Here is a 21,057-nt window from a genome sequence, read left to right as displayed (position 1 = left end):
TTAGTCCTCCTTAAAATCCGCTTCTGCGGTTGCTGTTTTAACTGCTTCTCTTTTATCTGAATCCGGCACCAGTGTGACCTTGCCGTCAGGCTTGTACACCAGTGAACCAAGGATCTCATTAAATTTCTTTTTGCCCATCAGCCTTTCCATCTCGGTAATGCCGATCAGGCTCTTTTTGAAGATATCCGTGTATCCGGCTTTTTGTGCTGCCTCTGCCACATCCTCTTCATCCGTATATTTACGGTTGCTTCTTCCCAGGACCAGCTTATAGCCCGGCCATTCTTTATGGTTAACTACTGCTTCATTCTGAGCATAGGTGTAAACCTCCTCTGCCCATTTCTTCAGCGCATCTGCCTTGGAAAGGACTTCTGCAATTTCCGCATCCGACATAAGGGCCGGCTCGGCAAATTCCATCTGGGCAAGTTTTAAATATTCCTCTGCCCTTGCACGGCATGTAAATCTTGCCTTGCAGAATCGGCAGTGATCTCCGGCTTTAAACTCTCCTTCACCTGAAAGAGCCTTTGCTACTCCCGGTTCAAGAACGTCCTTTCCCCATGCAAGCAGTTCCCCGGCTGATATCTCCCAGGTGGAGAAATGCTCGATCCTCGGCTGGACGATGGTAAGTTCCACCGTGTCAATCTCATATAAGAAACCGAGCATGTCCAGGACTCCCAGTCCGTAGATCATAAGCTGGACATTCTGTTCTGCATCGACCACCACACCCTTGCCGAGTTTCAGATCGATAATATGAATCTTATGGGAATCGACCACCACCATATCTGCAGTACCAAAACATCCTTCGATCCTGTGTGCAAGGCTGACCTTCAGTTCCACTCCGATGAATGGTTCATCACAGTCTTTCCTTGCCTGTTCGATCTGGGTGATGTTATATTCCACATAATCATCCACGGCTTCGAGCAGTTCATCCGAATAATAATCAGATACAGGTCTTTTGGTCCTTTTCTTCAGATACTTATTGATGAGGTACTCTGCCATCGCATGTCCGGCACTCCCTTCTGCTGCGAAGGGAGATTCTTCATCCGGGAACTGCTCCTCCAACAGTAATGATGGAGGGCATTCCAGACGTCTTTTACCGGACGATGGGGAGAACCTTGCGTGTCCGCCCATTAGAGCACCTGCGCTTTCTCATACAGTTCCGGCAGTTTCTCATCAGGAACGTCTGACAGCTTCTGGAATCCGAACTGCTCGATCAGGTTCTTGACTTCCGATGTCTTTCCTGCTCTGGACTTTTCCGCAAGGAATGCACGAACCGTCTTTCTGTCCACTGTTTTCTCCTTCGGGGCAGCTTCATCCTTCGATGTATCTGCCACAGGAGTTTCCTTCTTTTCTGCCTTCTTCACAGGCTTCTCCTCTTTCTTTGGTGTATCTTTCTGTGCTGCAACCATCTTTCTGATTCCGGCAGCAATCTGCTCGTAGCCCTCGGCCACTAATAACAATGCCTCACTCATGGCGTTCTCTCCTTTCAAATGCGTGCCAGCTTCACATCACCTGTATACACATCAACTTTGTTTACGCTGGACTTATACTTTCCCCAATCCAGCAGAATATGGAACGGGTACTCCTTTACTACGGTTGCTCTCTTCTTTTTCTTTCCGGCAGTGATCATAAGACGGTCACCCGGATACAGTCCGTAACGGACATTGACTGCTGACATGGCGGACCTCCTACTTCAACACCTTCAGATTTCTGATGATGCCCTTATATCTGGCATCCGCACGTTCATCCACAGGAATGGTTCTGACATTCACGGGATTGAAATCTGTATCATAAAGCCTTACAGGCTTCCTTGTTTCCTTTGCATGGTCGAGTTCAAACTTCATGCCTTCCGTGATGTCGAAACCGAACACATACACCTCATCGCATATATCCATGAGTTCAAGACCCATTGCGATGCCTGTCATTCTCTCGTTTGGAATATTGTCATCGAGGAATGATGGGAAATAGAGATGTGGTACGATTGGAACGTCACCTGACATGGCAGTGATCCTTGCGTAGCTCACTGCATTCTTTTTGTTTTCCTCGACTCTGCCCCGATAAGGGCTGCAGATAAAGATCTTCTTTTTCATAATAAAATCATCCTTTCACATTCGGCTCTCATGGCCGTGGGTACTCGTCAATAATGTACTTGGATGGCAGATCGTCATCCGCCTGTCCTAGACTGCAGGACTATACTTGTTAGAGCCGTATTCACGGAGCATCTGGTCAAGCACTTTTTTCTGTTCATCATCAGCCTTGTCCATCAACTGTTCCAAAACCGAAATCTGATCCTGTGAAAAAATATTTTTATGTGGATGATACCAGTCAGCGATACGGACACCGCCTCCGTTACCTCTAGTAGTTTCAAGAGGATACTCAGCCGTAAGCACAAGAATGTCATTTCGGATAGTTCTATCCGTAACACCAAGCTCAGCAGCTAAAACCTGCATATTTTCTTGTCTTCGTGCGACCATGATTCGCATGATCTCAGCTCTTCGCTCATTTGCACTCACAGCTTTTCACCTCCCTTCGTCCTTGTCTGATAGAAATATAAAATCCAAATAGGAAGACTAATTTCCTATTCGATTTTTTTCTTGAAAATTTTTTCCTATTACCTTCTTCTCTTTATTCGCTTTTTTATTTTGAAAAAAAACGTGTTTTGAATTTTTCAAACGGAAAATATATAAGGTTAGGTATTTTTTATCTCCAATCCTGACCTGAATCTCATCGGTCAGAAGAACATCCATACTGCCCAAATGCGTATCGTAATCTGGTATCTATATACTTGTTCTCCCTTTTGTTCCTAAAAATCTTTAATTCTTTGTTCACTGCAATGTATAAGAGCAAGTAAACTTTTCTGGACCAACCTAAAAAAGGACAAAAAAATAGAGTTGCTACGCAATCTTTCGATTGCAGTAACAACTCTGGCATATAGTATCTCATAAATTATGGATCAGGGCTCAGTAGCTTGTCTGTGCTTCTTCAATTTGTTTCATAACATCCGTCAGTGCTATCCTTTCCGGATTTTTATGTACTTTTGATTCAAAATATATCTTTCCTTCATCGTCAATCAATGCATCAAACATTCTTGGCTTTGTGGGTTTGTTGCTGTTAAGATTTCTGATTTCAATTCTCTGCATCAGCACCACCTCCTATTTAAACGGCAGATCTATATCAGTCATAAAATCATCACTTGAAGGTTCTGGTACTTTAAAAGTCTTTGAGAGAACCTTTTTGTCCTTATTTAAATATGCATCAATAACACTCCTTGCCTTGTTATCAATATTTACGTGAGATGCCAATACCTCTATCTGCATGTATAAATCTATCACAGCAGATTTAATCAGATCACACGCCATAATCGTATTGCATAACGGAACTACGGATTTATCAGGAGCTACAAGATAAATTTCATAACATGCCTGTCCTTCTACGCAATTATCATCCATATTAATTGTACACGGAAGGATGTACATATCACTTTCTGCATCTTCCAATCGTGACCAATATACATTTCCAGTTACCTGTATTGCTTTTTCAGGATAGAATCTTGAAAAGAAACTGGCTACTCTATAATTTCCGTTACAATCCATGCTGTCATCATCAGGACTCTGCAATGGATGTGGTGCTGGACCAAATTCAGAGTATAAATCAGTCGGATTATTCAGCTTCTGATTTGGTTCTCTATGCCAGTACAAATTCCCACATTTGGAATCATCAGCTATTTTCTTTATAAATTCCAGGACATATTTTTCTGTCGGTGTTACCTCATCTATATTAGCTGATATCAAAAAGTCAATGCTGACTCCAAGCATCTTAGCTGCCGTTGCCACAAATTCCAATGTTGGTTCGGATGAATTATCCGGTTTTTCCAGTCTTGACATATATCCCAAGCGGACACCTGCTTCCTTTTCTATCATTCCGATTTTTACATCTGGATTTACTTTTAATAAAGCACGGATATTGTTAAAGCATGTATACTTGTTAAAATTTTTAAAGTCATCTAATGCATCTGTTATATTTGTAAGATAATGCGCTAAACGGTTTCTCTGTTCCTGCAATACTTTTATTTCATCCCTTGATATAGCAGCAACTCCATGTGACTCCATTGCCTTTTTTACTTCGTCAGGATTAGTATTATCTTTTCCCTCAAAACTCATCATCTGTAAAACCTGTTCAAAATCGGCACATTCCGCATTCTTATCCTCAACTGCAGATTCAAGTCTCTCCTTGGCATCCAACAAATCTTCTTTTGGGCAGCATCCCAGAGATGCTTTTTGTAATAAAAGTTCAAATTCTTCATTATTCATGATAATCATCTCCTTTTTCACATCTATGAGCAAATTATAGTACTTTTTGTATCTATTGTCAATATATGCAAATTATTTTTTTCTTTGCATTTGTATGTGAATAAAATGCAAAATGCCTGACAAAAGCAAAAGTAAATAACTCATTGCTTCGTCAGGCATTGGTTGCTATGATTTTCATGCACCTATTCGCTCAGTACGAATCTTTTTATTATGTAATGATATCTGTATTATTTTTCTGCAGCACGGGCACTTGATTTGTATAGTGCCTTCTGTATCAGGCAGCACATCAAACAATCTACCGTTTTTGCAGCATGGACATGATACTTTCAGAATCTGCTCTCCCATATGCTATCCCCCATTTCTCTATAGATAATCATACGGAGAACGAAATCCTGTTCTCTTCTGTACTTGTTTCTTAGGTAAGCAACTTTGTGCTTCTTCCTTCGAAGAAAAAAGCCTGCTTGCCCTAAGTTGTATACCGCCTGATGTATTTTCTACAAAACGGACAGTAAAAAAATCTCTGCTCCTTTTCAGAACAATCACTTCTCTGACAATGCGATTGCTTTCTATAATAAAAGCTTTATCGCCCACTTCCAGTTTGGTAACCACGTTATCGCCTCCATATAATAATTGAAGGCCAGCTAAGGGAAAGTCAGGCTGACCTAACCTTGGTGTCAAATTTGTCTCTGTTTAACATTAATAACCTCAGGTAGCGAACCTGAGGTTATTATATCGAACATCTGTTCTGTTGTCAATAGTTCATTTACGTGCCCATTGGATTATTCCGGAAATACGCTGCGGACGAATTTCTCCAGTATAGAATCAAACGTTCCTCCGGCAACATCACCATTTATTATTTCTTTCCGCTTATCAGCATAAGTTATCTGAAGGTAATAACTACAACCGTCACACACATGTCCTTCAATAACATTCTTCTCCCATAAGGGAGCTCCTATGATTTTCTGCAGACTGCATGCAAGTCTGTATACCTTCTTTTCAGATACCTTCTCTTCCGTCTTAAACTGATATTTACGATTCTGCCCTTGATATGTATATTCTTTACACCTTCCATCAGGATATATTTCATATACCCATGACTGTTGGGAATCTATCGTACACGGACCATTCTCCACAACCTTATATCGTATTTTTGTAATCTGAGTAGCTGGAAGAAGTTCCTTTGACCATCGGTATCCGCAGTCAAGGCAGCCATAATCCTCGTGTGGCATTCCGTCTATCATCTCACATCCGCCCAGGATAAGTTCTCCCCGCTCTTCTGCTTCAAACGCTTCATGGGACGGATAACCATATAATATTGGTAAAGTCCTGTCTGATCTGCATTTTGGACAAACGACCATAATTCCGTCCCTCCTTTATTACAACTCCAATCGTGTAATATCCATATGATTTCCGGTCAGATAATTATCATATAACTCTGCTGCCGGAATCAGACGAATTTGTATGTTTTTCAGATTGAGTGCTTCAAGCATAGCCATTCTGGCACAGCCTTTTTTTACAATATCTTTTTTCTCCGTTGGCATCAGAAAACAGTTCCTGACTTCTGCAATGCCATGTGCATTAATAAAATCCTTATAGGCAAGCTGATACAGATATTGTTTTGTTACATCTCCGACTCCCGGATTTCCCCTGAGGGACTTTCCTTTTTCCAGTTGAAGATTATAATATTTGGCATCAAATATTATGAACCAGTCCTTTCCGTCTATGCACGGAATACTGATCAAATCGGGAATAAGGGTATCTGCTGCCTTTGCTTCCGTATCTTCTCCTTGCCATATAGGCTTTTCTATAATATCTATCAGCTTCTGTCTCTTTGCCGTTTTGCTGTTATACTTATCTGCAAGCGGAACAGTCATCTTAAGCTGTGCAAGGGTAGTATTCAGCTTATTGTCAAACACTTCCGCACAGGCTTTCTCCCAGACCGCATGGTACGCTGTTGTTCCAAACATACTGATACCATCATTCTCATCAAGCATTCTTCTGTCCTGGGACACATAAGCATATAGTGTTTTGAGCAGAATCTGCCTGTGCGTATTAAACTGAAGATTCAGTTCCTTTATAATCCGTTCTAACACATATTCCTTGTCACCAAAATCGGCCAGTGTTTCCTCGGAAAGCTCTATGACATCCATATCAAAAAGAGCATCTAATTGTGCATCACGAAGCTGTCTGGAACATTCCGTAAGCACACATTCATGCAGACGTTTGAAATAATCCATGTCATCTTCTACAGATTTCTCCGTATAGAGTTCCATATAATACGGACGGTTATCCTCGATCATGGCAAAGCTCTCATCAATGGTTTTTCCCCAGAGGATTTCGCCCTCTCCATTTACTTCTATTATATCCTCACTGTTCGTATAGATGCCATATTCGTAATAATCATTAATCAGGAACAGGATAACCGCAAGTATATTAAAACTTCTGTTCTCTCCATCACCATTGAAAACATTGATAATCTGCTCTTCGGAACGGCTGTAACGCTCAAGTACTTTAACAACCTGTTTCATCTCATCCAGAACATTATCGTCTTTCTTTGACAGCAGATACTTTGGATAAACCTTTATGACACGGCTTCCACAGGTGATGACTCCGACATATGTAAATACATACAGACAGTCACCACTCTCTGCCGTTTCATCCGTAATTTCCACATCGTCATCTACAAGGTCTGACATTTCGAGCTGGTCATCGGTATTTTTTACACTCTTCAAGACACCATAGGCTTTGAGATTTTTAATAAATTTTTCTACTCCGTCTTCGTCAAAGGAAAACTTGCTTTTAAGGTCATTTTTCGTATAACGCTTCTGTTCCCTGACATACCGTGAAACAACTCTCATTATGCCTCATCCTTTTGTTTATCATAAAAGTTTTCCTTGAAATTTGGTCCGAAGATTCCCATTCCTATTTCATTAAAAGCATCACACACAGATGAATATTTGCTGTTATCACATCCATCAAAGAATCTGTGCTTGCCCTGTTTAACTGCATCTTCATACAGATACATAATTACCTTACTCTTAAATGCATCTACAAATTTTTTTGTATCAATAATCATGCCATTCTCATCAGAAGCAAGTACCTTCTTTGAAAGGAAGAATGGCCCCATCAGCTTGTCTTCATTAATTTTAAACTGATCTGATGACATTTTTGCATTGATAGCTCTGCGGAGAATATTCCACTCAACAGGTTCATCACTTCCGGCAAGTTCTATTTTTCCAATGCCAGAAATCTTTTCCTCGTTTTTATTAATACCAAGATATTCAAAGTTCCATCTTCTCTTAAATGCAGTATCCATTGGAAATACACCCTGATCGGCACTGTTCATTGTAGCCCAGATAAACATATTATCTGGTATTTTGATTTTTTGATAATCCTCTGGTCTTCCATCTAATGCTCCGGCTAAATAATTTTTTACGTCCTCAGATGCATGTATATCATATTCACTAACGCCATCATCATCCCTATCCAATAATTGGAATATATCTCCAAACACTGCTGCTACCTTTGCCCTATTTATTTCCTCAATAATAAGAAGAAAAGGTTGTGGTGTTTCAGTCCAACCACTTTTAATAGCCTGTACATACAGGCGCATAAAAGGTCCCGGAACAAAAGTATATTTGATTGTCCCATTTGAGTCAGTAACAGGTTTATATGTTCCTACAAATTTTGAATAGGAATAATCCGGGTGAAATGTTACACGCTCGTAATCACCAACTGTCCCATTTAGTTCTTTTTCGCAATCTATTTTTAGCTGATAGCTTTTTCCAGTTCCCGGCGCACCAAAAACAATACGGTTTCTTTCATGCATTGAATATAACCCCGTATGATAATTCGGTTTTCTTCCTCGTACCTTTTTTTCTGATTCACTTACTATATTTTCTGTAAGATGATTACCCAGATCATCACTATAATAATATTTATCATATAAATACAAAATATTATCTTCTTTTGTTAACGGATAACAAGAGGTCATTTTTCCCTCTGATTTCTCCGGCATTTTCTCATTTTCTTCAAAAGGAAATCTCCATTTTGCCGTTTTTAAGTGAGCCATCGGAGATGTTTCATCGTAGAAATAAGAACCAACATCATCCGCTAACGCAATCAATTGTTCTCCATCCATCAAAACAAATACTGTATTTATATCAGATTTATAGAAATTAGATACCTCACCTGCTTTTCTGGAAGCCGTTCTTTCATCATTTGGATAATAAATCTCGCTTAATTTTTCTTGAATTTCTTTCCTGTCAATACTTTCCCCTTTAATATATTCCGATAACTTTCCAAGCTCTCTCCAGCCAATTCCTACAACTCCACGTTTTGCCCATTCTGCAGCATAATTCTTGCTTGAATCAGATGTCCCTAACCTAACAAATTGACGTGGATTACCAAATTTCGCATATGTAACATCAAAAAATTCTCTATAAAGCCACTTTGCATGATTCTGAACCATTGCAATTTGGCCACTTCTACCATAATATTTTTCACTCGGTACTATTCGCATTGCTCTTAAAATATGCATCTGCCAATCAGTAGAATGAAATCCAGACAATTTCTCAGGACAAATCATAGAAAAATATTTGTGAAACCACGACCAATTATAATATTGTATTCCTATGGCAGCCTGAAGATCAGCATCCATTTTTTCACAATCCTCTAATGTATTAATAGATGCATTTCTTATTATTGTTGCCCCTCTGACGAGAGCATCTCGCATATCTATACCAATTTTTCTGGCCTCTTCCTCCGATAATTCCTGTGGTTTTTGAGGACTTCCTGTCATCTATATTCCTGTTTCTTTTTTTTGAAAAAGTCCAAATTTATATGCTGATCCACCTGAAATGCTTCCAAAATAATTACGGCAATCTTTATTCATTTCGAGCCAACAACATAATGAATTAGTATTATCTCCAGTAGTATAAAAAATATACTGCAATATGTCATCTTCTGAAAGCTCTTGTAATTTTTCTGGAGAAAAGTGATTCTGAAATTCCTGCAATGCTTTGTAAATTTCGTCCTTTGTTACAGTTAAAGCAACGCCATTTTCATCCGCATACTCGCAGAGTTCTCCTGCTGCACGTACATATTCATTATCTGAATCATCTTTAAAATTTTCATCCGTAGATAAAATTGGATTGCGTGGATTAGTTGACATCATTAATCCTTGGTACTCTACTTCTTTATCTTCATCCATATGTTTTAATTCACCGTATGGATGCGTATCATCTCCTACATATGCTATACATTTTTTACTCTTTACATAAAGCCATTCCACATACCCTAAATTTGCATATATGGTTTCCACTTGATTTCTGCTAGAACCCGATCCACCGAATACTACCTCAACATTTGCCGCTGGTCGATAATACATTTCCTTCCAGACCTTTTCCAGCCTTTCAAATGTCCAAGTTTTTCTTTTTCCTTGCACATCAAGTACTACATTATTATTCTGATAGTCCACTTCTACAATAGTAAATGCAGAAGCAGTTCCAGATATCCCATGTAAAGTTTTTCCTATCAGATTTTTCTCGATGTCGGCAAGTACATCATTAAATGTTTTTTTCATTCAACAAGTCCCTCCAAAAAATCATAGACAGTTTTTGCTATACCGCTTGAAAGAAGATAAGGAACACCATTTCCTATCGTTTTAAATTTATCTGTAAGAGTCATGTCTGACGGTAATTCAAATGCTTCTGGCAAAGTCTGCAAAGACATCGCTTCTGCTGCTGATAATCGTCTAGCTTTATATGGATGCAAATGAACTTCATTATTACCATAAGCCACTGTCGGAGAATACCTCCACCGATGTAAACGCTTATATGATTTTTTACTAACGTCTCCTTCTTCTATCGTCTGCATTCTAGCCAATCCCCCTCGTGGTGTAAAATAATCCTTTCCATTTGGATGCTTAATTACATGATTTTTTTCAAACCAATATTCCACTGTAAGTTCTTTTGGAATTCCACTTGGGCACTCAGTATTACTATTTTCCTTAAATATATCAGTACTTGGCCACGGCATTGTTTTAATTTCTTCCAATGAATACTTTTGATATTTTTCCCACGAAAATTTTGATATTTGATTATCTGCCAATATTTGCTTTTGAATACCAAAAAGTAATATTCTATCTCTGTCCTGTGGTGCTCCATATTCTAATGCATTCGTAAGTCTATCCGTTAACACATAACCTGCGTGTTGCATTTTTTCCTTTAATTCCTCATAAAAGGCTCTATGACGAGCAGTTCTCCAAAGTCCCTTTACATTCTCAAAAAGGAAAAAATCTGGTTTCATTTCTATAATCAAATTTGTATATGACAGTGATAATTTTCCGTTATCTCCATCTTTACCTTTATTTTTTCCTGCAATAGAAAAATCTGGACAAGGTGGCCCTCCTATGAAGCCAATTAAACTTCCATCTTTTTGTGCATCTCTCATCCACGAATGCATATCATCTTTTTTATTTTCCAAAAACTCGTTTACATCTCCATTAAAATATCCATACGTCGGACTCTTTAAGCCCATTTTTTCCCTCGAATATTTATATGCCTTCATAAAGGCTGGATGAAATTCATTAACAAATTCTATATCAAAACCATTAGTTTCAAACCCTAAATCAAGGAATCCACTTCCTGAAAAAAAAGAAAAGATTTTCAATTTACGCTTCTGTGCCATTTTTATTGTCTCCCTTGATATATTTTCCTGTTTTTATTCTAGCATCCAATGGTTTTTCCGTTTCCACTGGAATTGCCCACTGCCGTCCAAACTTAACAGCACCGTTTATCCTATTCTCTGAGCATAATACTTGAATTCGTCTGCTTGAAATTCTCCATTTCCTTGCAGCTTCTTGAATAGTCATATATTCCATATGCATACCTCTCACTTATAATTTCATCTTATTTTATACTTTTAAGCGAATAAAATCAAGTTCTTTATTTCAATCATGACCATTTTATTCGTCTAAAAGAATATCCAATATACTTTTTCATTCTTTCGTGATAAAATATTATTATTCATCTTCACACAGGGAGGAAAACATTATGGCACATATTCCTAAAATAAATTTTACTGGATCAGCTCTGTCAACGACAATTCAAACTATAATCAATACTAGAGATCAAAAAAATAATAATGTCACGTCTGGCATTCCAACAACAGAGACTTTAGCTGATGTATATGGAACAGGACTCCCATCTTCTACGATGGAAATAAGTGACTTTGTACATTCATTGCATCAACAGGCTCTGCAAAATTTTAACGATGCCAATGTTTACTTAGCATCCATCGGTTCCAGCGATATCTCATTGCCTTCAGGATCGGCGTTTAATAACTGTAATGGTAAATGGACTGAATATGCCTATGCTGCATTCGCATGGAACAGTTTAGCCAAAATAAATACGACCAATAAAACAACCGCTCAAAATGGTACTCATAGTGTTTATGTTTATATAAAATTACCAAACCGTAATTCTGAAAATAATGACTGGACTCAGCTTCTTCTTCCAAACATAACACAAGCACTTTCAAATTACCCCCAAACACAAAGTGCTAAAATTGTATCGCCAGCCAATTCAAATTATGGTAGACGTTTTGAGCTTATCTCTAGCAATCCAGATGCTGTAATCTTAAAATATGATAGTTCAACTATCCGAACACTATGGCAAAACACTGGCATTACAAACTTTGATCCATACTCCGACATTCCTAATTTGAGTACAGATATAACTTGCCATCTGGATTCATTATTTAATTATTTTAGAAACACGGTCCTTCCATCCAGCAACCTTCAGTGTTTTTTATCTATAAAAAATTCAATTCGTCCTGACCGAAGGTATCAATGGGTACATGAAGGAGATCACGTTAAAACTATTTTGCAGTGGATTCAAGTTTATTCAGCTATGGGAATGGCCCCTCTTGATACCGCATTGACTTACAATGATCTCAATGGAAAGTTTTTTGCAATATCATTATCCAATGTTTCAAATGCTGATACAGAAGCGTTAAACACTGGTTTAGTAGGTTCTATTGTATCACCAATGCTCGGACCTGTATGGGCTGTTGATAAATTAATTTCTTGTACAAATTTCTCTCAAATCGACTCTCAAATGCAGTTAATGCTTAATTTTTAATATGAAAACGGACAGTGCTTTTTGCATTGCCCGTTCTTTGCATTCTATTGATTTTTTAAAGACATATACCATTTTTTAAATAACTCACGGTGATTATATTTATCATACCATTCTTTTGTCAACAAAACCTTATATTTTCCGAATGTAAGTACAACTTTTTTTGGGGTGTAATATCTCTGCATACCGCTAAGATAATGTGGCTTTTCTTCATCTGGATCATATAATTTGAAGAAAGCCACATTCGAATTCTGTAAATTAAAAAGTTCTTTTTTATTACATTCTGTCGGATTCAATAAAATCTGCATTTGCTCATCAGAAAAAACATATCCTGAGGCTTCCAAATTTCTCATCGATTGCAATATAAAATCACCTACCCCAATAACACCTTCTGGCAAATCTGGAACTGACCTATCGGAAACCAAATGCTCCTGTTCAACTTCCGGCTCAGATACAGATGCCACCACGGGTTCAAAAACCTTATACCCCAATGCTCCTAAAACCAGTTCAGCCTGATCTATGTACTCTTCTAATTCACTTTCTTTTTCTTCCGTTACTGTTCCTATGGTTGGTTCATTTCCGTTTTGTACATGGAATCGTCCTGCATCCAATGCCTTATTATAAAAGCGGTTTTCCAAATAAGAAATGTCTGTACGACCGAGTGAGTTATCTTTTCTTGTAAAAATTACAACTTCATCCCAGCAATCTTTATATTTATCATTTTCGTGATCAAGTATTCTCTGGTGTATCCCTTTCCCATTTTTTCTAACTTCTGCCTGACCTACATATACCATATTATTACCAAAAAGGAAGTAAACTCCGCTCTGTTTAAATGCCTCCAACTCCTTGCATTCATCCAAGAGCCTTCTTGGAATTTTGTAAGCAATGCCATTCCAATTGGATATTGTTGCTTTAATTTTTCCATTAGCCACACCATCTATAAGATAAACGCTAATCACTTTTCCTCTTGCCACTTCATCACTTCCTTAGTATACATAATAATGTTAATTTTAGCAGCTTTAACTAAGTCGGTCAAGACACTACATCAGGCTTCAGCACTCCATATTTCATTTGCTTTTGTTATAATCAATCGACCGTCTTCGCACTTCACCTCAATTTGCTCTCCGATGTCAAATCCCAACTCTGAGAGCCATTTTCCTTTCAGGATAATACTTGGTGTTCGCTTGTACTGGTATCCGCTCGCTTCATAAACCTTCATTTCCCTATATTTTTTATATGCCATATTCATCTTCTCCTTTTGCTATTTTTTAGACTTCTGCCATAAGATTAAACTTACGCTGAATTATTGCTTCTTTTGCCAATTTATATAATTTGTGAGATACCCCCTTGAACAAGGGAAACGACAACGGGGAATAATTTCCTCGTCTAAGCACAGTTTTAGAATGTAAATTATAGCGATATGTAGTGGCACAAATGCCCAGTTTATGCGGGTTTCAGGCACTAGGGGGATACCCAACTTTAGAGTCTTAACACCTGATATCGCCAGAATATGGCCGATCCCACTTTTCTGATACAATGCTTTCATCTGGGCATCCAGTTCACTTTTCTCTCCCAGTAAGATCGCGCTCATGCTGTTTCCGTGACGTGCTCCCATCTGACTGACTAAAAGTCTCTTCCAGTTTCTTCTTAATTTTGCCAGCCATTCCCGGAATTTCCACGTTTCCTGATCTGTGATCCGGCAGTTTTTCACCCATATACTTGCGTGAAGTCCCTGTTTTTCATAATAAAATTTCTGATCAAAATTCCCGGGATTTCTCGCCTCTTTAAAATACGAAAGTTCCCCCTGAATCTGTATTTGATTTCCAAGTTTGATTGTTTGAGTTTCTTTTTGATCCTGTTCGATATAAATTAGAAGCTCCGGCTCTTGCAGCACCTTTGCTTTGACTTGTTCTTTGAATTGCTTGTTGACAGATTGCCTGTCAGAATTGGTATTATTCTCTTTTTGCAGCACCTGGCAGTCTCTCAGATAAAATATCCTGTAATCAGGCTTTTCCTCCCACCGCTTCACCTGCCCTGTCACAGTCACCTGTGAAGCATCCGGGATGATCCGGCGCAGTGTACACGGATTTGAAATCGCGGATTCAAACCAGATGTTCACTGCTGCCAGCAGAATCAGAACTGCCACTGCCGCCGTACAAAGCGGTCGTTTTCTCAAAACTACTTCTTCTCCTCATTCCATCCCAGGTCAGCCTCCAATGGCTGACTCAAATCTACAGTCTGCATATATTTGACATCGTTTTCGCCGTTAATGGATATCTGCACTTTCCTGACTCCGGTTCCCTGTGTCAGTGAATTGACCAAAGAATAAATCGTCACCTGCGGTTTGACATCATAGGCACCTTTTAAAAAGGTCTTATCAAAATTCACATAACAGATTCCATCCTTTGTTGTCACACTCAGCAGGTTGGTATCCGGATTGATCGTTGCTTTTGCGGCCGACGTCTCCGGGCCTTTCATCAGCTTTTCCACGATCAGCTTCTCCCTGGAAATATTGCTGTTATAGCGGACTTCCATTGTCTGCTCCACCAAAGCATCTCCTGCTTCATTGGAAAAATATAAAGTGAGCGTCCCTGTCTGATACGAACTCGGCGAAGCGCCCTCGCTTTGCACAAAATCATCTTCATTGAGATATCCGAGTACCTGTCCCGAGCTGTCAGTCAGATCCGCGCCTTCCACTTTGATCCAGACACTGTTGATTCCCTCGATCCTGACTAAAGATTTTACCAGAGCCGCTCTCACCAGAGTCTCTTCCACGGTATCCATTTGTTTATATTTTGCATTAAAATCCAGATACAGGATTCCTCCCTCCAGTTCATAACGCTTCACTTTCACATCCTTCGGAATCGGCGGCGTATACTCAATCTCCTCAGACGGCTTTTTCAACTCTTTTATCATTGCTTTTGCCGCCTTGAGCGGATCCTTTTCTTTGCTCTCATAGGACACTTTCTGAAGCCCGGTCCTGTCACTGTTTAAACAATAAATATAAGAATCTCCTTTTTTTACCTTCGTACGTTTGGCACAGGAAACTGTCGTGCACGCAAGACAGATTCCCAGAAAAATGAGGAGAATTTTTCTGACTTTTTTCATCTGCTCCCCCTTATGCTGCATAGGTCAGAGGAATCCGGACGGTAAACGTGGTTCCCTCTCCCTTACTGCTGTAAACTTTGATCGATCCTCTGTGCATGATCACTGCATTACGGGCAATGGCAAGTCCCAGACCTGTTCCTCCGATTTCTCTCGAATGAGACTTGTCCACCCGGTAAAACCGCTCAAAAATATGTGCCTGATCCTCTTCCGGAATTCCAATGCCGGAGTCCATCACCTTCACATAAAAGTACTTGTGATCCGCATTCAGGGAAACTCTTACCCATCCTTCGTCCCGGTTATATTTGATCGCATTCTCTACCAGATTGGAAATGGCGAGTGTCAGCTTCATCTCATCGATCTCCGCAGAAACGGGTCGGAAGCTTTCCAGTACCACCTCGATTTTTTTCTTATCGGCAATCGGCTTCAATCGTTTTAAGATTGCCTCCAGAAGCTCATTGATATTGATCTGTCTGATATTCAGTCCCTGTACTGTCTTGTCCATCTTGACCAGCGTCAGAAGATCACTGATAATGTCATTTTCCCGATCAATCTCCTTTGCGATATCTCCCATAAATTCCTGATACAGCTCAATCGGCACATTTTCCTGGGCAAGCAGGGAATCTGCCAGCACTTTCATGGATGTCAGCGGTGTCTTTAACTCATGAGAGACATTGGATACAAACTCCTCTCTGGAATCATTGAGCTGTTTTAATCTTCCCAGCATCTTGTTAAACGCATCAGACAGCTGCCCTGTCTCCGAAAATGTCCCTACATGCAGCCATTCACTTTCATACCCTTCTGTCACATTCTCAATAGACGCAGTGATCCTTCCAAGCGGACGTACAAACCATCCTGCCACAAGTATCCCAAGGGACAATACGACCAGAAAGACTACGATCAGAACTGCGCCGCCCTGTGCGCGCAGCATACGGATCCCATCCAGGACCGTATCCATAGAAACACTGGCCAGCATCACTCCTGTCACTGCCTTTTCTTCCGAAATGACCGGTGCGGTTACCTCGACGTACCGGTTCTTTTTGTCATAGTAGCTCGTGCTCTTGCCCTGCCTGAGACAACGGATCACATTTTCAGATACCATCGTCTTTCCTTCATCCAGACCATACGTATCCTTGATCACATCCAGGTTCTGGTTGATGATCATCACGCGTCCGTTATAAATATTGGTCAGTTGGGTTAAATTTGCATCGATCACTTCTGAAGACGGGTTGGTCAGATACTGATAACTGTTCAGCTGATTGCTTAGAATAGTACATTGATTCTGAATTTCTGCTGTTCTGACCGAAATGGCACGCTGCTCAGATGTTTTCACTGTCCAGACATAAGAAGCCAGACATGGGATCAGCCCAAACACCACAAACAGCACGATCAGCCAGAACCGCATGCTTTTAAATATATGATTCTTTACTCTGATATGTAATTTATCCCTGGAAATAATAACCTACCCCCCATTTTGTGTGTACATACTTCGGCTCGCTCGGATTCAGCTCGATCTTCTCCCGAAGCCTTCTGATATGTACATCCACTGTTCTGGCATCCCCCGGATAATCCACACCCCATACAAGATCCAGCAGATTCTCACGGCTGTAGACTTTGTTCGGATTCATGGCAAGAAGCTCCAGCACATCATATTCTTTTGCTGTCAGATTGATCTCACGCTCTCCGATAAACACTCTTCTGCTCTCACAGTCGATCCGCATATTGCCTTTGACCAGAATCTTGGCAGTCTGCGCACTCTCCTCTTTTCTCGCAGTCCTTCTCATGATCGCTTTGATCCGGGCCTTGACTTCCAGAATATTGAACGGCTTCGTAATATAATCATCCGCTCCGTACTCCAGCCCGAGTATCTTGTCCATATCCTCACTTTTGGCAGTCAGCATGACGATCGGCATGTCGGAAAACTCACGGATGGCCTGACAAACCTGAAACCCATCCATCTTCGGGAGCATCACATCCAGCAGCACGAGGTCATACTCGCAGTTCTTTGCATACTGCAGTGCTTCCTCACCGTCATAGGCACAGTCCACCTCCATGTCGTCCTGTTCCAGACTGAACCGTATCCCTTTCACGATCAACTTTTCATCGTCAACTACTAAGATCTTCTTCTTGCTCATACTTTCTTCCTTCAACTTCCTGCTATACTGTAATATTATCTTTAATCTTATTATACAGACCTTCTTTGATTCCTCTGATCTGCATCAGCTCTTCTGTATTCTGGAACCTGCCGTTTTCTTCCCGATAGGCAATAATACTGTCCGCCCGGGACTCGCCTACACCGGACAACGTCATCAATTCTTCTTTTGTCGCCGTATTAAGATTGACTTTTCCGTCCTGCGGCTTTGTTCCTTCTGCCGGACTTGCCCCCGGCTGTGCTGCTGCCTGTGTCTGCATCTCCTCTTTGGTGGGAATGTAGATCTGCTCTCCGTCCACAACAACCCTTGCCTGATTCACTGCATCCTGTGCAGCCTCGGCTGTCAGTCCGCCCGCCATGGCAATGACTTCATAAAGCCTGTCGTCACTGCCCACTTCATACACGCCGGGCTTTCCGACTGCTCCGCACAGATAGACAAAAATCTTTGTCTCTTTCTTCGGTTCTTTGTCTTCAACCTTCTTTTCTTCTGCAGAGGACTCTTCTTTTTCTTTCTGTGTCTCCTCCAGAGAAATCTCCTTAAGTTCTTCCCCCGACTCTTGCCCGCACCCGCTGATCAGGCACAACGCAGTCAAGATCATAACAACTGTATAATAAGCTTTCTTTTTCCATCTGTCCCTCATATTTCCTCACAATCTCAGACGCAAGGAATCCCCTTTTATATTGGACAGTAATATTGTAACGAAAAACGCTCAAAATTACAATAACATTTTTACAATCCTGTTACGCATTTATTACAATTCTGACGCTCTATTCCCACTGGAAGATTGCAATCCCGATCAGTGCCACAACAAGCCCTGCCAGCTTCCGGAATGCAAACGGCGATTTTTCCACACCAAACATCCCCAGAAGCTCGATCACATACGCCACGATCAGCTGGGAAATTACGATCAGAAGTGCTGCTTTTGCCGGTCCTAAGGATGCCATGCTCTTAACTACGGTCCAGGTAATCCCTGCTCCGATCACGCCTCCTAAGAGCATATATTTCGGTTCCACCTTCGCAAGTGCCGTCACATCCGCTCTTCCTGCCAGAAACCATACCGCCAGACATGCCAGAAAAGCACTTAACTGCACCCAGATATTGCTGACCCACAATCCGGTTGTCTTTGTTACCTGTGTATTAAATACACCCTGAACACTCATCAGCGCCCCGGAAAGAAGGGCAATTAAAAAACCAGTCATCGTTTTCTACCTCCTGAAATTTTTCTCAATTTCTTTTAGTATTTCCCGAATCCTGGTTTTTCATTTATCACTCTGTCAATGCTTTTGTCAATTTTGGGATCATTTCATCCACATGCTCTTTTTCAATGATAAGCGGAGGTACCAGACGCAGTACATTGCCCTGTGCCTGGATCACAAGAAGTCCTTCCTCAATGGCACGGTTATTTACCTGCGCGACCGGTTGCTTTAACACAATACCCTGCATCAGTCCGGTTCCTTTTCGTTCCAGCACGCCATCCACATGTTGTACCAGTTCTTCCAGACGTTCTGTCAGATATTCTGACACTTCATTGACATGCTCCACGATCTTTTCTTCCTCAAAAATGTCGATCACCGTCTTGACTGCCATACATGCCAGTGGGTTACCGCCATAAGTTGCCCCGTGATCTCCCGGCTTTAACGATGCCTGTGCCACTTTTTCTGTCATGGCAAAGGCTCCCACCGGAATACCGTTTCCAATTCCCTTTGCCATAGTCAGAATATCTGGTTTTACCCCGAATTTCTGCCATGCAAACATCGCGCCGGTTCTTCCCATTCCGCACTGCACTTCGTCACAGATCATCAGAATATCGTTCTCATCACAGATCTTACGGATTCCTTCCATGAATTCCTGTGTAGCAAGATTGATCCCGCCTTCCCCCTGTAATGGTTCTAAAATAATTGCGCAGGTCTGATCCGTCACCAGCGCTTTCACACTGTCCAGATTATTGAATTCTGCAAAAGAAACTCCCGGGAGCATCGGTTCAAAAGGTTCTCTATACGCAGTATGTCCAGTCACGGAAACGGCGCCGAAGCTGCGCCCGTGGAACGAATTTTCCATGGCGATAAACTGATATCTGCCCGATTTTTTATTATACGCATATCGTCTTGCCGCTTTTAAAGCCCCCTCATTTGCCTCAGACCCGCTGTTCGTAAAAAATACCCGGTCCATCCCCGAAATCCGGTTCAGTTTTTGTGCTGCCTCTCCACAATTGGTATGATAATACAGGTTGGACGTATGATACAGCTGATCGATCTGGAATTTTAGTGCCGCATTCAGCTTCTGATTTCCGTATCCCAGTCCCGACACTGCAAATCCGGCTGCAAAATCCAGATATTTTTTCCCGTTCGTGTCATACAGATAAACACCTTCTCCCCTCTCCAGCGCAATTGGAAACCGATTGTATACGTGTATTAGATTTTCTTCTGCTGCTTTGATCTTCTCATTCACCATCATAATACCTGCTTTCTTCTTCATGTAAAATTGCCGTACCGATTCCTTTGTTTGTAAAGAATTCCAGAAGCAGACAGTGCGGGATCCGCCCATCTAAAATATGCACTCTGGAAACGCCGTTTTCAATGGCATCAATACAATTATTCAGCTTAGGAAGCATTCCTCCTCCGATATAGCCCTCTTCGATCAGCTGTTTTGCTTCTTTTACCAGAAGCTCGGAGATGAGAGTAGCAGGATCCTTCGGATCTTTATATACTCCCTCAATATCTGTCAGAAATGCCAGTTTTTCTGCCTTCATGGCTCTTGCAATGGCACAGGCTGCATCATCTGCGTTGATATTATATGTATGGAATTCATCATCCATTCCTACCGGACACACGACCGGAAGAAAATCCTTCTCCAGAAGATCATGCAAAATCTGTGCATCTACTTTTTTGATCTCCCCGACAAATCCGATATCTTCTCCGTTGGAATATTTCTTTTCCACATTCAGAAGTCCACCGTCCTTCCCGCTGATTCCGATGGCGCGTACTCCCTGTCCTTCCAGAAGCTGTACCAGGCTTTTGTTCACTTTTCCAAGTACCATTTCCGCTACTTCCATGGTCTCTTCATCAGTCACCCGAAGTCCGTTGATAAACTGCGGTTCTTTGCCGATCTTTCCGACCCATTTACTGATTTCTTTTCCGCCTCCGTGCACAATGATCGGTTTGAAGCCGACCAGCTTTAATAAGGTAACGTCCTCGATTACTTTCTGCTTTAACGCCTCGTCTGTCATGGCGCTGCCGCCGTATTTTACAACGACGATCTTCCGGTTAAACCGTTGGATATACGGCAGTGCCTCGATCAGTACTTTCGCCTTCTCCAGATATTGATTCATATTTTCATTCATATTCTCACTCC

General features: G+C 40.9%; 25 protein-coding genes. 1 reads left to right on the top strand and 24 read right to left on the bottom strand.

Going from position 1 to position 21,057, the window contains the following annotated elements:
* The 14 genes from FXV78_RS12705 to FXV78_RS12635 all read right to left on the bottom strand — a co-directional run bounded on the left by FXV78_RS12705 (position 1) and on the right by FXV78_RS12635 (position 11,190).
* Positions 1-1,128 carry a DUF2800 domain-containing protein gene (locus FXV78_RS12705; protein WP_004843286.1) on the bottom strand — a complete coding sequence of 376 codons (1,128 nt, stop codon included), beginning with the start codon at positions 1,126-1,128 and terminating at the stop codon, positions 1-3.
* Positions 1,128-1,469, bottom strand: a complete 342-nt coding sequence (locus FXV78_RS12700) for a hypothetical protein (RefSeq protein ID WP_233447378.1) — start codon at positions 1,467-1,469, stop codon at positions 1,128-1,130. Before FXV78_RS12700 ends, FXV78_RS12705 begins: the two co-directional genes overlap by 1 nt.
* A 14-nt stretch (positions 1,470-1,483) precedes the next feature.
* The gene (locus FXV78_RS12695; RefSeq protein WP_004843288.1) at positions 1,484-1,675 is read right to left on the bottom strand and encodes a hypothetical protein; all 192 of its coding nucleotides are present in this window, start codon (positions 1,673-1,675) and stop codon (positions 1,484-1,486) included.
* Between the two features lie 10 nt (positions 1,676-1,685).
* Positions 1,686-2,087, bottom strand: coding sequence for a DUF7768 domain-containing protein (locus FXV78_RS12690; RefSeq protein ID WP_004843289.1), 402 nt, complete (start codon positions 2,085-2,087; stop codon positions 1,686-1,688).
* Between the two features lie 87 nt (positions 2,088-2,174).
* Positions 2,175-2,510 (bottom strand): HTH domain-containing protein, encoded by a 336-nt coding sequence (locus FXV78_RS12685; protein ID WP_004843290.1) that lies wholly within the window; start codon positions 2,508-2,510, stop codon positions 2,175-2,177.
* A gap of 447 nt (positions 2,511-2,957) precedes the next feature.
* Entirely contained in the window at positions 2,958-3,137 is a 180-nt protein-coding gene (locus tag FXV78_RS12675; RefSeq protein WP_004843292.1) for a hypothetical protein, read from the bottom strand.
* Positions 3,138-3,149: 12 nt separating this feature from the next.
* Positions 3,150-4,307: a helix-turn-helix transcriptional regulator gene (locus FXV78_RS12670; RefSeq protein ID WP_039959803.1), complete on the bottom strand. Its 1,158-nt coding sequence runs from the start codon at positions 4,305-4,307 to the stop codon at positions 3,150-3,152.
* A 363-nt stretch (positions 4,308-4,670) separates the two neighbouring features.
* Positions 4,671-4,916 (bottom strand): hypothetical protein, encoded by a 246-nt coding sequence (locus FXV78_RS12665; RefSeq protein ID WP_233447377.1) that lies wholly within the window; start codon positions 4,914-4,916, stop codon positions 4,671-4,673.
* Between the two features lie 170 nt (positions 4,917-5,086).
* A complete protein-coding gene (locus tag FXV78_RS12660; protein ID WP_004843296.1) occupies positions 5,087-5,665 on the bottom strand; it encodes a hypothetical protein in 579 nt (192 codons plus the stop codon).
* A gap of 18 nt (positions 5,666-5,683) precedes the next feature.
* Positions 5,684-7,165 (bottom strand): LlaJI family restriction endonuclease, encoded by a 1,482-nt coding sequence (locus tag FXV78_RS12655; RefSeq protein WP_004843297.1) that lies wholly within the window; start codon positions 7,163-7,165, stop codon positions 5,684-5,686.
* A complete protein-coding gene (locus FXV78_RS12650) occupies positions 7,165-9,108 on the bottom strand; it encodes an AAA family ATPase (RefSeq protein ID WP_004843298.1) in 1,944 nt (647 codons plus the stop codon). The genes FXV78_RS12655 and FXV78_RS12650 overlap by 1 nt, the downstream gene beginning before the upstream one ends.
* Entirely contained in the window at positions 9,109-9,891 is a 783-nt protein-coding gene (locus FXV78_RS12645; protein WP_004843299.1) for a hypothetical protein, read from the bottom strand.
* Complete coding sequence (locus FXV78_RS12640) at positions 9,888-10,997, bottom strand: DNA cytosine methyltransferase (RefSeq protein WP_004843300.1); 1,110 nt, start codon at positions 10,995-10,997, stop codon at positions 9,888-9,890. The genes FXV78_RS12645 and FXV78_RS12640 overlap by 4 nt, the downstream gene beginning before the upstream one ends.
* The gene (locus FXV78_RS12635; protein WP_039959805.1) at positions 10,981-11,190 is read right to left on the bottom strand and encodes a helix-turn-helix domain-containing protein; all 210 of its coding nucleotides are present in this window, start codon (positions 11,188-11,190) and stop codon (positions 10,981-10,983) included. Before FXV78_RS12635 ends, FXV78_RS12640 begins: the two co-directional genes overlap by 17 nt.
* Before the next feature lie 172 nt (positions 11,191-11,362).
* Between FXV78_RS12635 and FXV78_RS12630 the strand changes: the two genes are divergently transcribed.
* Positions 11,363-12,451: a Cfr10I/Bse634I family restriction endonuclease gene (locus FXV78_RS12630; RefSeq protein WP_004843302.1), complete on the top strand. Its 1,089-nt coding sequence runs from the start codon at positions 11,363-11,365 to the stop codon at positions 12,449-12,451.
* 44 nt (positions 12,452-12,495) lie between these two features.
* On the opposite strand, the gene FXV78_RS12625 is transcribed toward FXV78_RS12630, so the two are convergent.
* The 10 genes from FXV78_RS12625 to argB all read right to left on the bottom strand — a co-directional run bounded on the left by FXV78_RS12625 (position 12,496) and on the right by argB (position 21,046).
* Positions 12,496-13,422: a GIY-YIG nuclease family protein gene (locus FXV78_RS12625; protein WP_004843303.1), complete on the bottom strand. Its 927-nt coding sequence runs from the start codon at positions 13,420-13,422 to the stop codon at positions 12,496-12,498.
* Between the two features lie 71 nt (positions 13,423-13,493).
* Complete coding sequence (locus tag FXV78_RS12620) at positions 13,494-13,691, bottom strand: SymE family type I addiction module toxin (RefSeq protein ID WP_039959807.1); 198 nt, start codon at positions 13,689-13,691, stop codon at positions 13,494-13,496.
* A gap of 60 nt (positions 13,692-13,751) precedes the next feature.
* A complete protein-coding gene (locus FXV78_RS12615) occupies positions 13,752-14,624 on the bottom strand; it encodes a ComEC/Rec2 family competence protein (protein ID WP_081448186.1) in 873 nt (290 codons plus the stop codon).
* Positions 14,625-14,626: 2 nt separating this feature from the next.
* Positions 14,627-15,556, bottom strand: coding sequence for a GerMN domain-containing protein (locus FXV78_RS12610; protein WP_009243918.1), 930 nt, complete (start codon positions 15,554-15,556; stop codon positions 14,627-14,629).
* A 10-nt stretch (positions 15,557-15,566) separates the two neighbouring features.
* Positions 15,567-16,958 carry a sensor histidine kinase gene (locus tag FXV78_RS12605; protein ID WP_004843307.1) on the bottom strand — a complete coding sequence of 464 codons (1,392 nt, stop codon included), beginning with the start codon at positions 16,956-16,958 and terminating at the stop codon, positions 15,567-15,569.
* Between the two features lie 37 nt (positions 16,959-16,995).
* A complete protein-coding gene (locus FXV78_RS12600; protein WP_009243920.1) occupies positions 16,996-17,688 on the bottom strand; it encodes a response regulator transcription factor in 693 nt (230 codons plus the stop codon).
* A gap of 22 nt (positions 17,689-17,710) precedes the next feature.
* Positions 17,711-18,346, bottom strand: coding sequence for a helix-hairpin-helix domain-containing protein (locus FXV78_RS12595; RefSeq protein ID WP_004843309.1), 636 nt, complete (start codon positions 18,344-18,346; stop codon positions 17,711-17,713).
* Between the two features lie 127 nt (positions 18,347-18,473).
* Positions 18,474-18,905, bottom strand: coding sequence for a DMT family transporter (locus FXV78_RS12590; RefSeq protein ID WP_004843310.1), 432 nt, complete (start codon positions 18,903-18,905; stop codon positions 18,474-18,476).
* A gap of 67 nt (positions 18,906-18,972) precedes the next feature.
* Positions 18,973-20,157 carry an aspartate aminotransferase family protein gene (locus tag FXV78_RS12585; protein ID WP_039959809.1) on the bottom strand — a complete coding sequence of 395 codons (1,185 nt, stop codon included), beginning with the start codon at positions 20,155-20,157 and terminating at the stop codon, positions 18,973-18,975.
* A complete protein-coding gene (gene argB / locus FXV78_RS12580; protein WP_004843312.1) occupies positions 20,147-21,046 on the bottom strand; it encodes an acetylglutamate kinase in 900 nt (299 codons plus the stop codon). The genes FXV78_RS12585 and argB overlap by 11 nt, the downstream gene beginning before the upstream one ends.
* Positions 21,047-21,057 lie beyond the last annotated feature (11 nt).

The sequence above is a fragment of the Mediterraneibacter gnavus ATCC 29149 genome (assembly GCF_008121495.1).
In the GTDB taxonomy this organism is placed as follows: Bacteria; Bacillota; Clostridia; order Lachnospirales; family Lachnospiraceae; genus Mediterraneibacter; species Mediterraneibacter gnavus.
The sequence above is the reverse complement of the archived record's forward strand: the minus strand, read 5'-3'. Positions and strand labels throughout refer to the sequence as shown.

Bases quoted from the DNA above. Each gene is read 5' to 3' on its own strand.
- FXV78_RS12675 (WP_004843292.1), bottom strand. From the start codon at position 3,137: ATGCAGAGAATTGAAATCAGAAATCTTAACAGCAACAAACCCACAAAG.
- FXV78_RS12610 (WP_009243918.1), bottom strand. From the start codon at position 15,556: ATGAAAAAAGTCAGAAAAATTCTCCTCATTTTTCTGGGAATCTGTCTT.
- FXV78_RS12640 (WP_004843300.1), bottom strand. From the start codon at position 10,997: ATGGCACAGAAGCGTAAATTGAAAATCTTTTCTTTTTTTTCAGGAAGT.
- FXV78_RS12635 (WP_039959805.1), bottom strand. From the start codon at position 11,190: ATGGAATATATGACTATTCAAGAAGCTGCAAGGAAATGGAGAATTTCA.
- FXV78_RS12605 (WP_004843307.1), bottom strand. From the start codon at position 16,958: ATGCGGTTCTGGCTGATCGTGCTGTTTGTGGTGTTTGGGCTGATCCCA.
- FXV78_RS12620 (WP_039959807.1), bottom strand. From the start codon at position 13,691: ATGGCATATAAAAAATATAGGGAAATGAAGGTTTATGAAGCGAGCGGA.
- FXV78_RS12630 (WP_004843302.1), top strand. From the start codon at position 11,363: ATGGCACATATTCCTAAAATAAATTTTACTGGATCAGCTCTGTCAACG.
- FXV78_RS12590 (WP_004843310.1), bottom strand. From the start codon at position 18,905: ATGACTGGTTTTTTAATTGCCCTTCTTTCCGGGGCGCTGATGAGTGTT.
- FXV78_RS12585 (WP_039959809.1), bottom strand. From the start codon at position 20,157: ATGGTGAATGAGAAGATCAAAGCAGCAGAAGAAAATCTAATACACGTA.
- FXV78_RS12595 (WP_004843309.1), bottom strand. From the start codon at position 18,346: ATGAGGGACAGATGGAAAAAGAAAGCTTATTATACAGTTGTTATGATC.
- FXV78_RS12600 (WP_009243920.1), bottom strand. From the start codon at position 17,688: ATGAGCAAGAAGAAGATCTTAGTAGTTGACGATGAAAAGTTGATCGTG.
- FXV78_RS12670 (WP_039959803.1), bottom strand. From the start codon at position 4,307: ATGAATAATGAAGAATTTGAACTTTTATTACAAAAAGCATCTCTGGGA.
- FXV78_RS12660 (WP_004843296.1), bottom strand. From the start codon at position 5,665: ATGGTCGTTTGTCCAAAATGCAGATCAGACAGGACTTTACCAATATTA.
- argB (WP_004843312.1), bottom strand. From the start codon at position 21,046: ATGAATGAAAATATGAATCAATATCTGGAGAAGGCGAAAGTACTGATC.
- FXV78_RS12705 (WP_004843286.1), bottom strand. From the start codon at position 1,128: ATGGGCGGACACGCAAGGTTCTCCCCATCGTCCGGTAAAAGACGTCTG.
- FXV78_RS12700 (WP_233447378.1), bottom strand. From the start codon at position 1,469: ATGAGTGAGGCATTGTTATTAGTGGCCGAGGGCTACGAGCAGATTGCT.
- FXV78_RS12645 (WP_004843299.1), bottom strand. From the start codon at position 9,891: ATGAAAAAAACATTTAATGATGTACTTGCCGACATCGAGAAAAATCTG.
- FXV78_RS12655 (WP_004843297.1), bottom strand. From the start codon at position 7,165: ATGAGAGTTGTTTCACGGTATGTCAGGGAACAGAAGCGTTATACGAAA.
- FXV78_RS12695 (WP_004843288.1), bottom strand. From the start codon at position 1,675: ATGTCAGCAGTCAATGTCCGTTACGGACTGTATCCGGGTGACCGTCTT.
- FXV78_RS12690 (WP_004843289.1), bottom strand. From the start codon at position 2,087: ATGAAAAAGAAGATCTTTATCTGCAGCCCTTATCGGGGCAGAGTCGAG.
- FXV78_RS12650 (WP_004843298.1), bottom strand. From the start codon at position 9,108: ATGACAGGAAGTCCTCAAAAACCACAGGAATTATCGGAGGAAGAGGCC.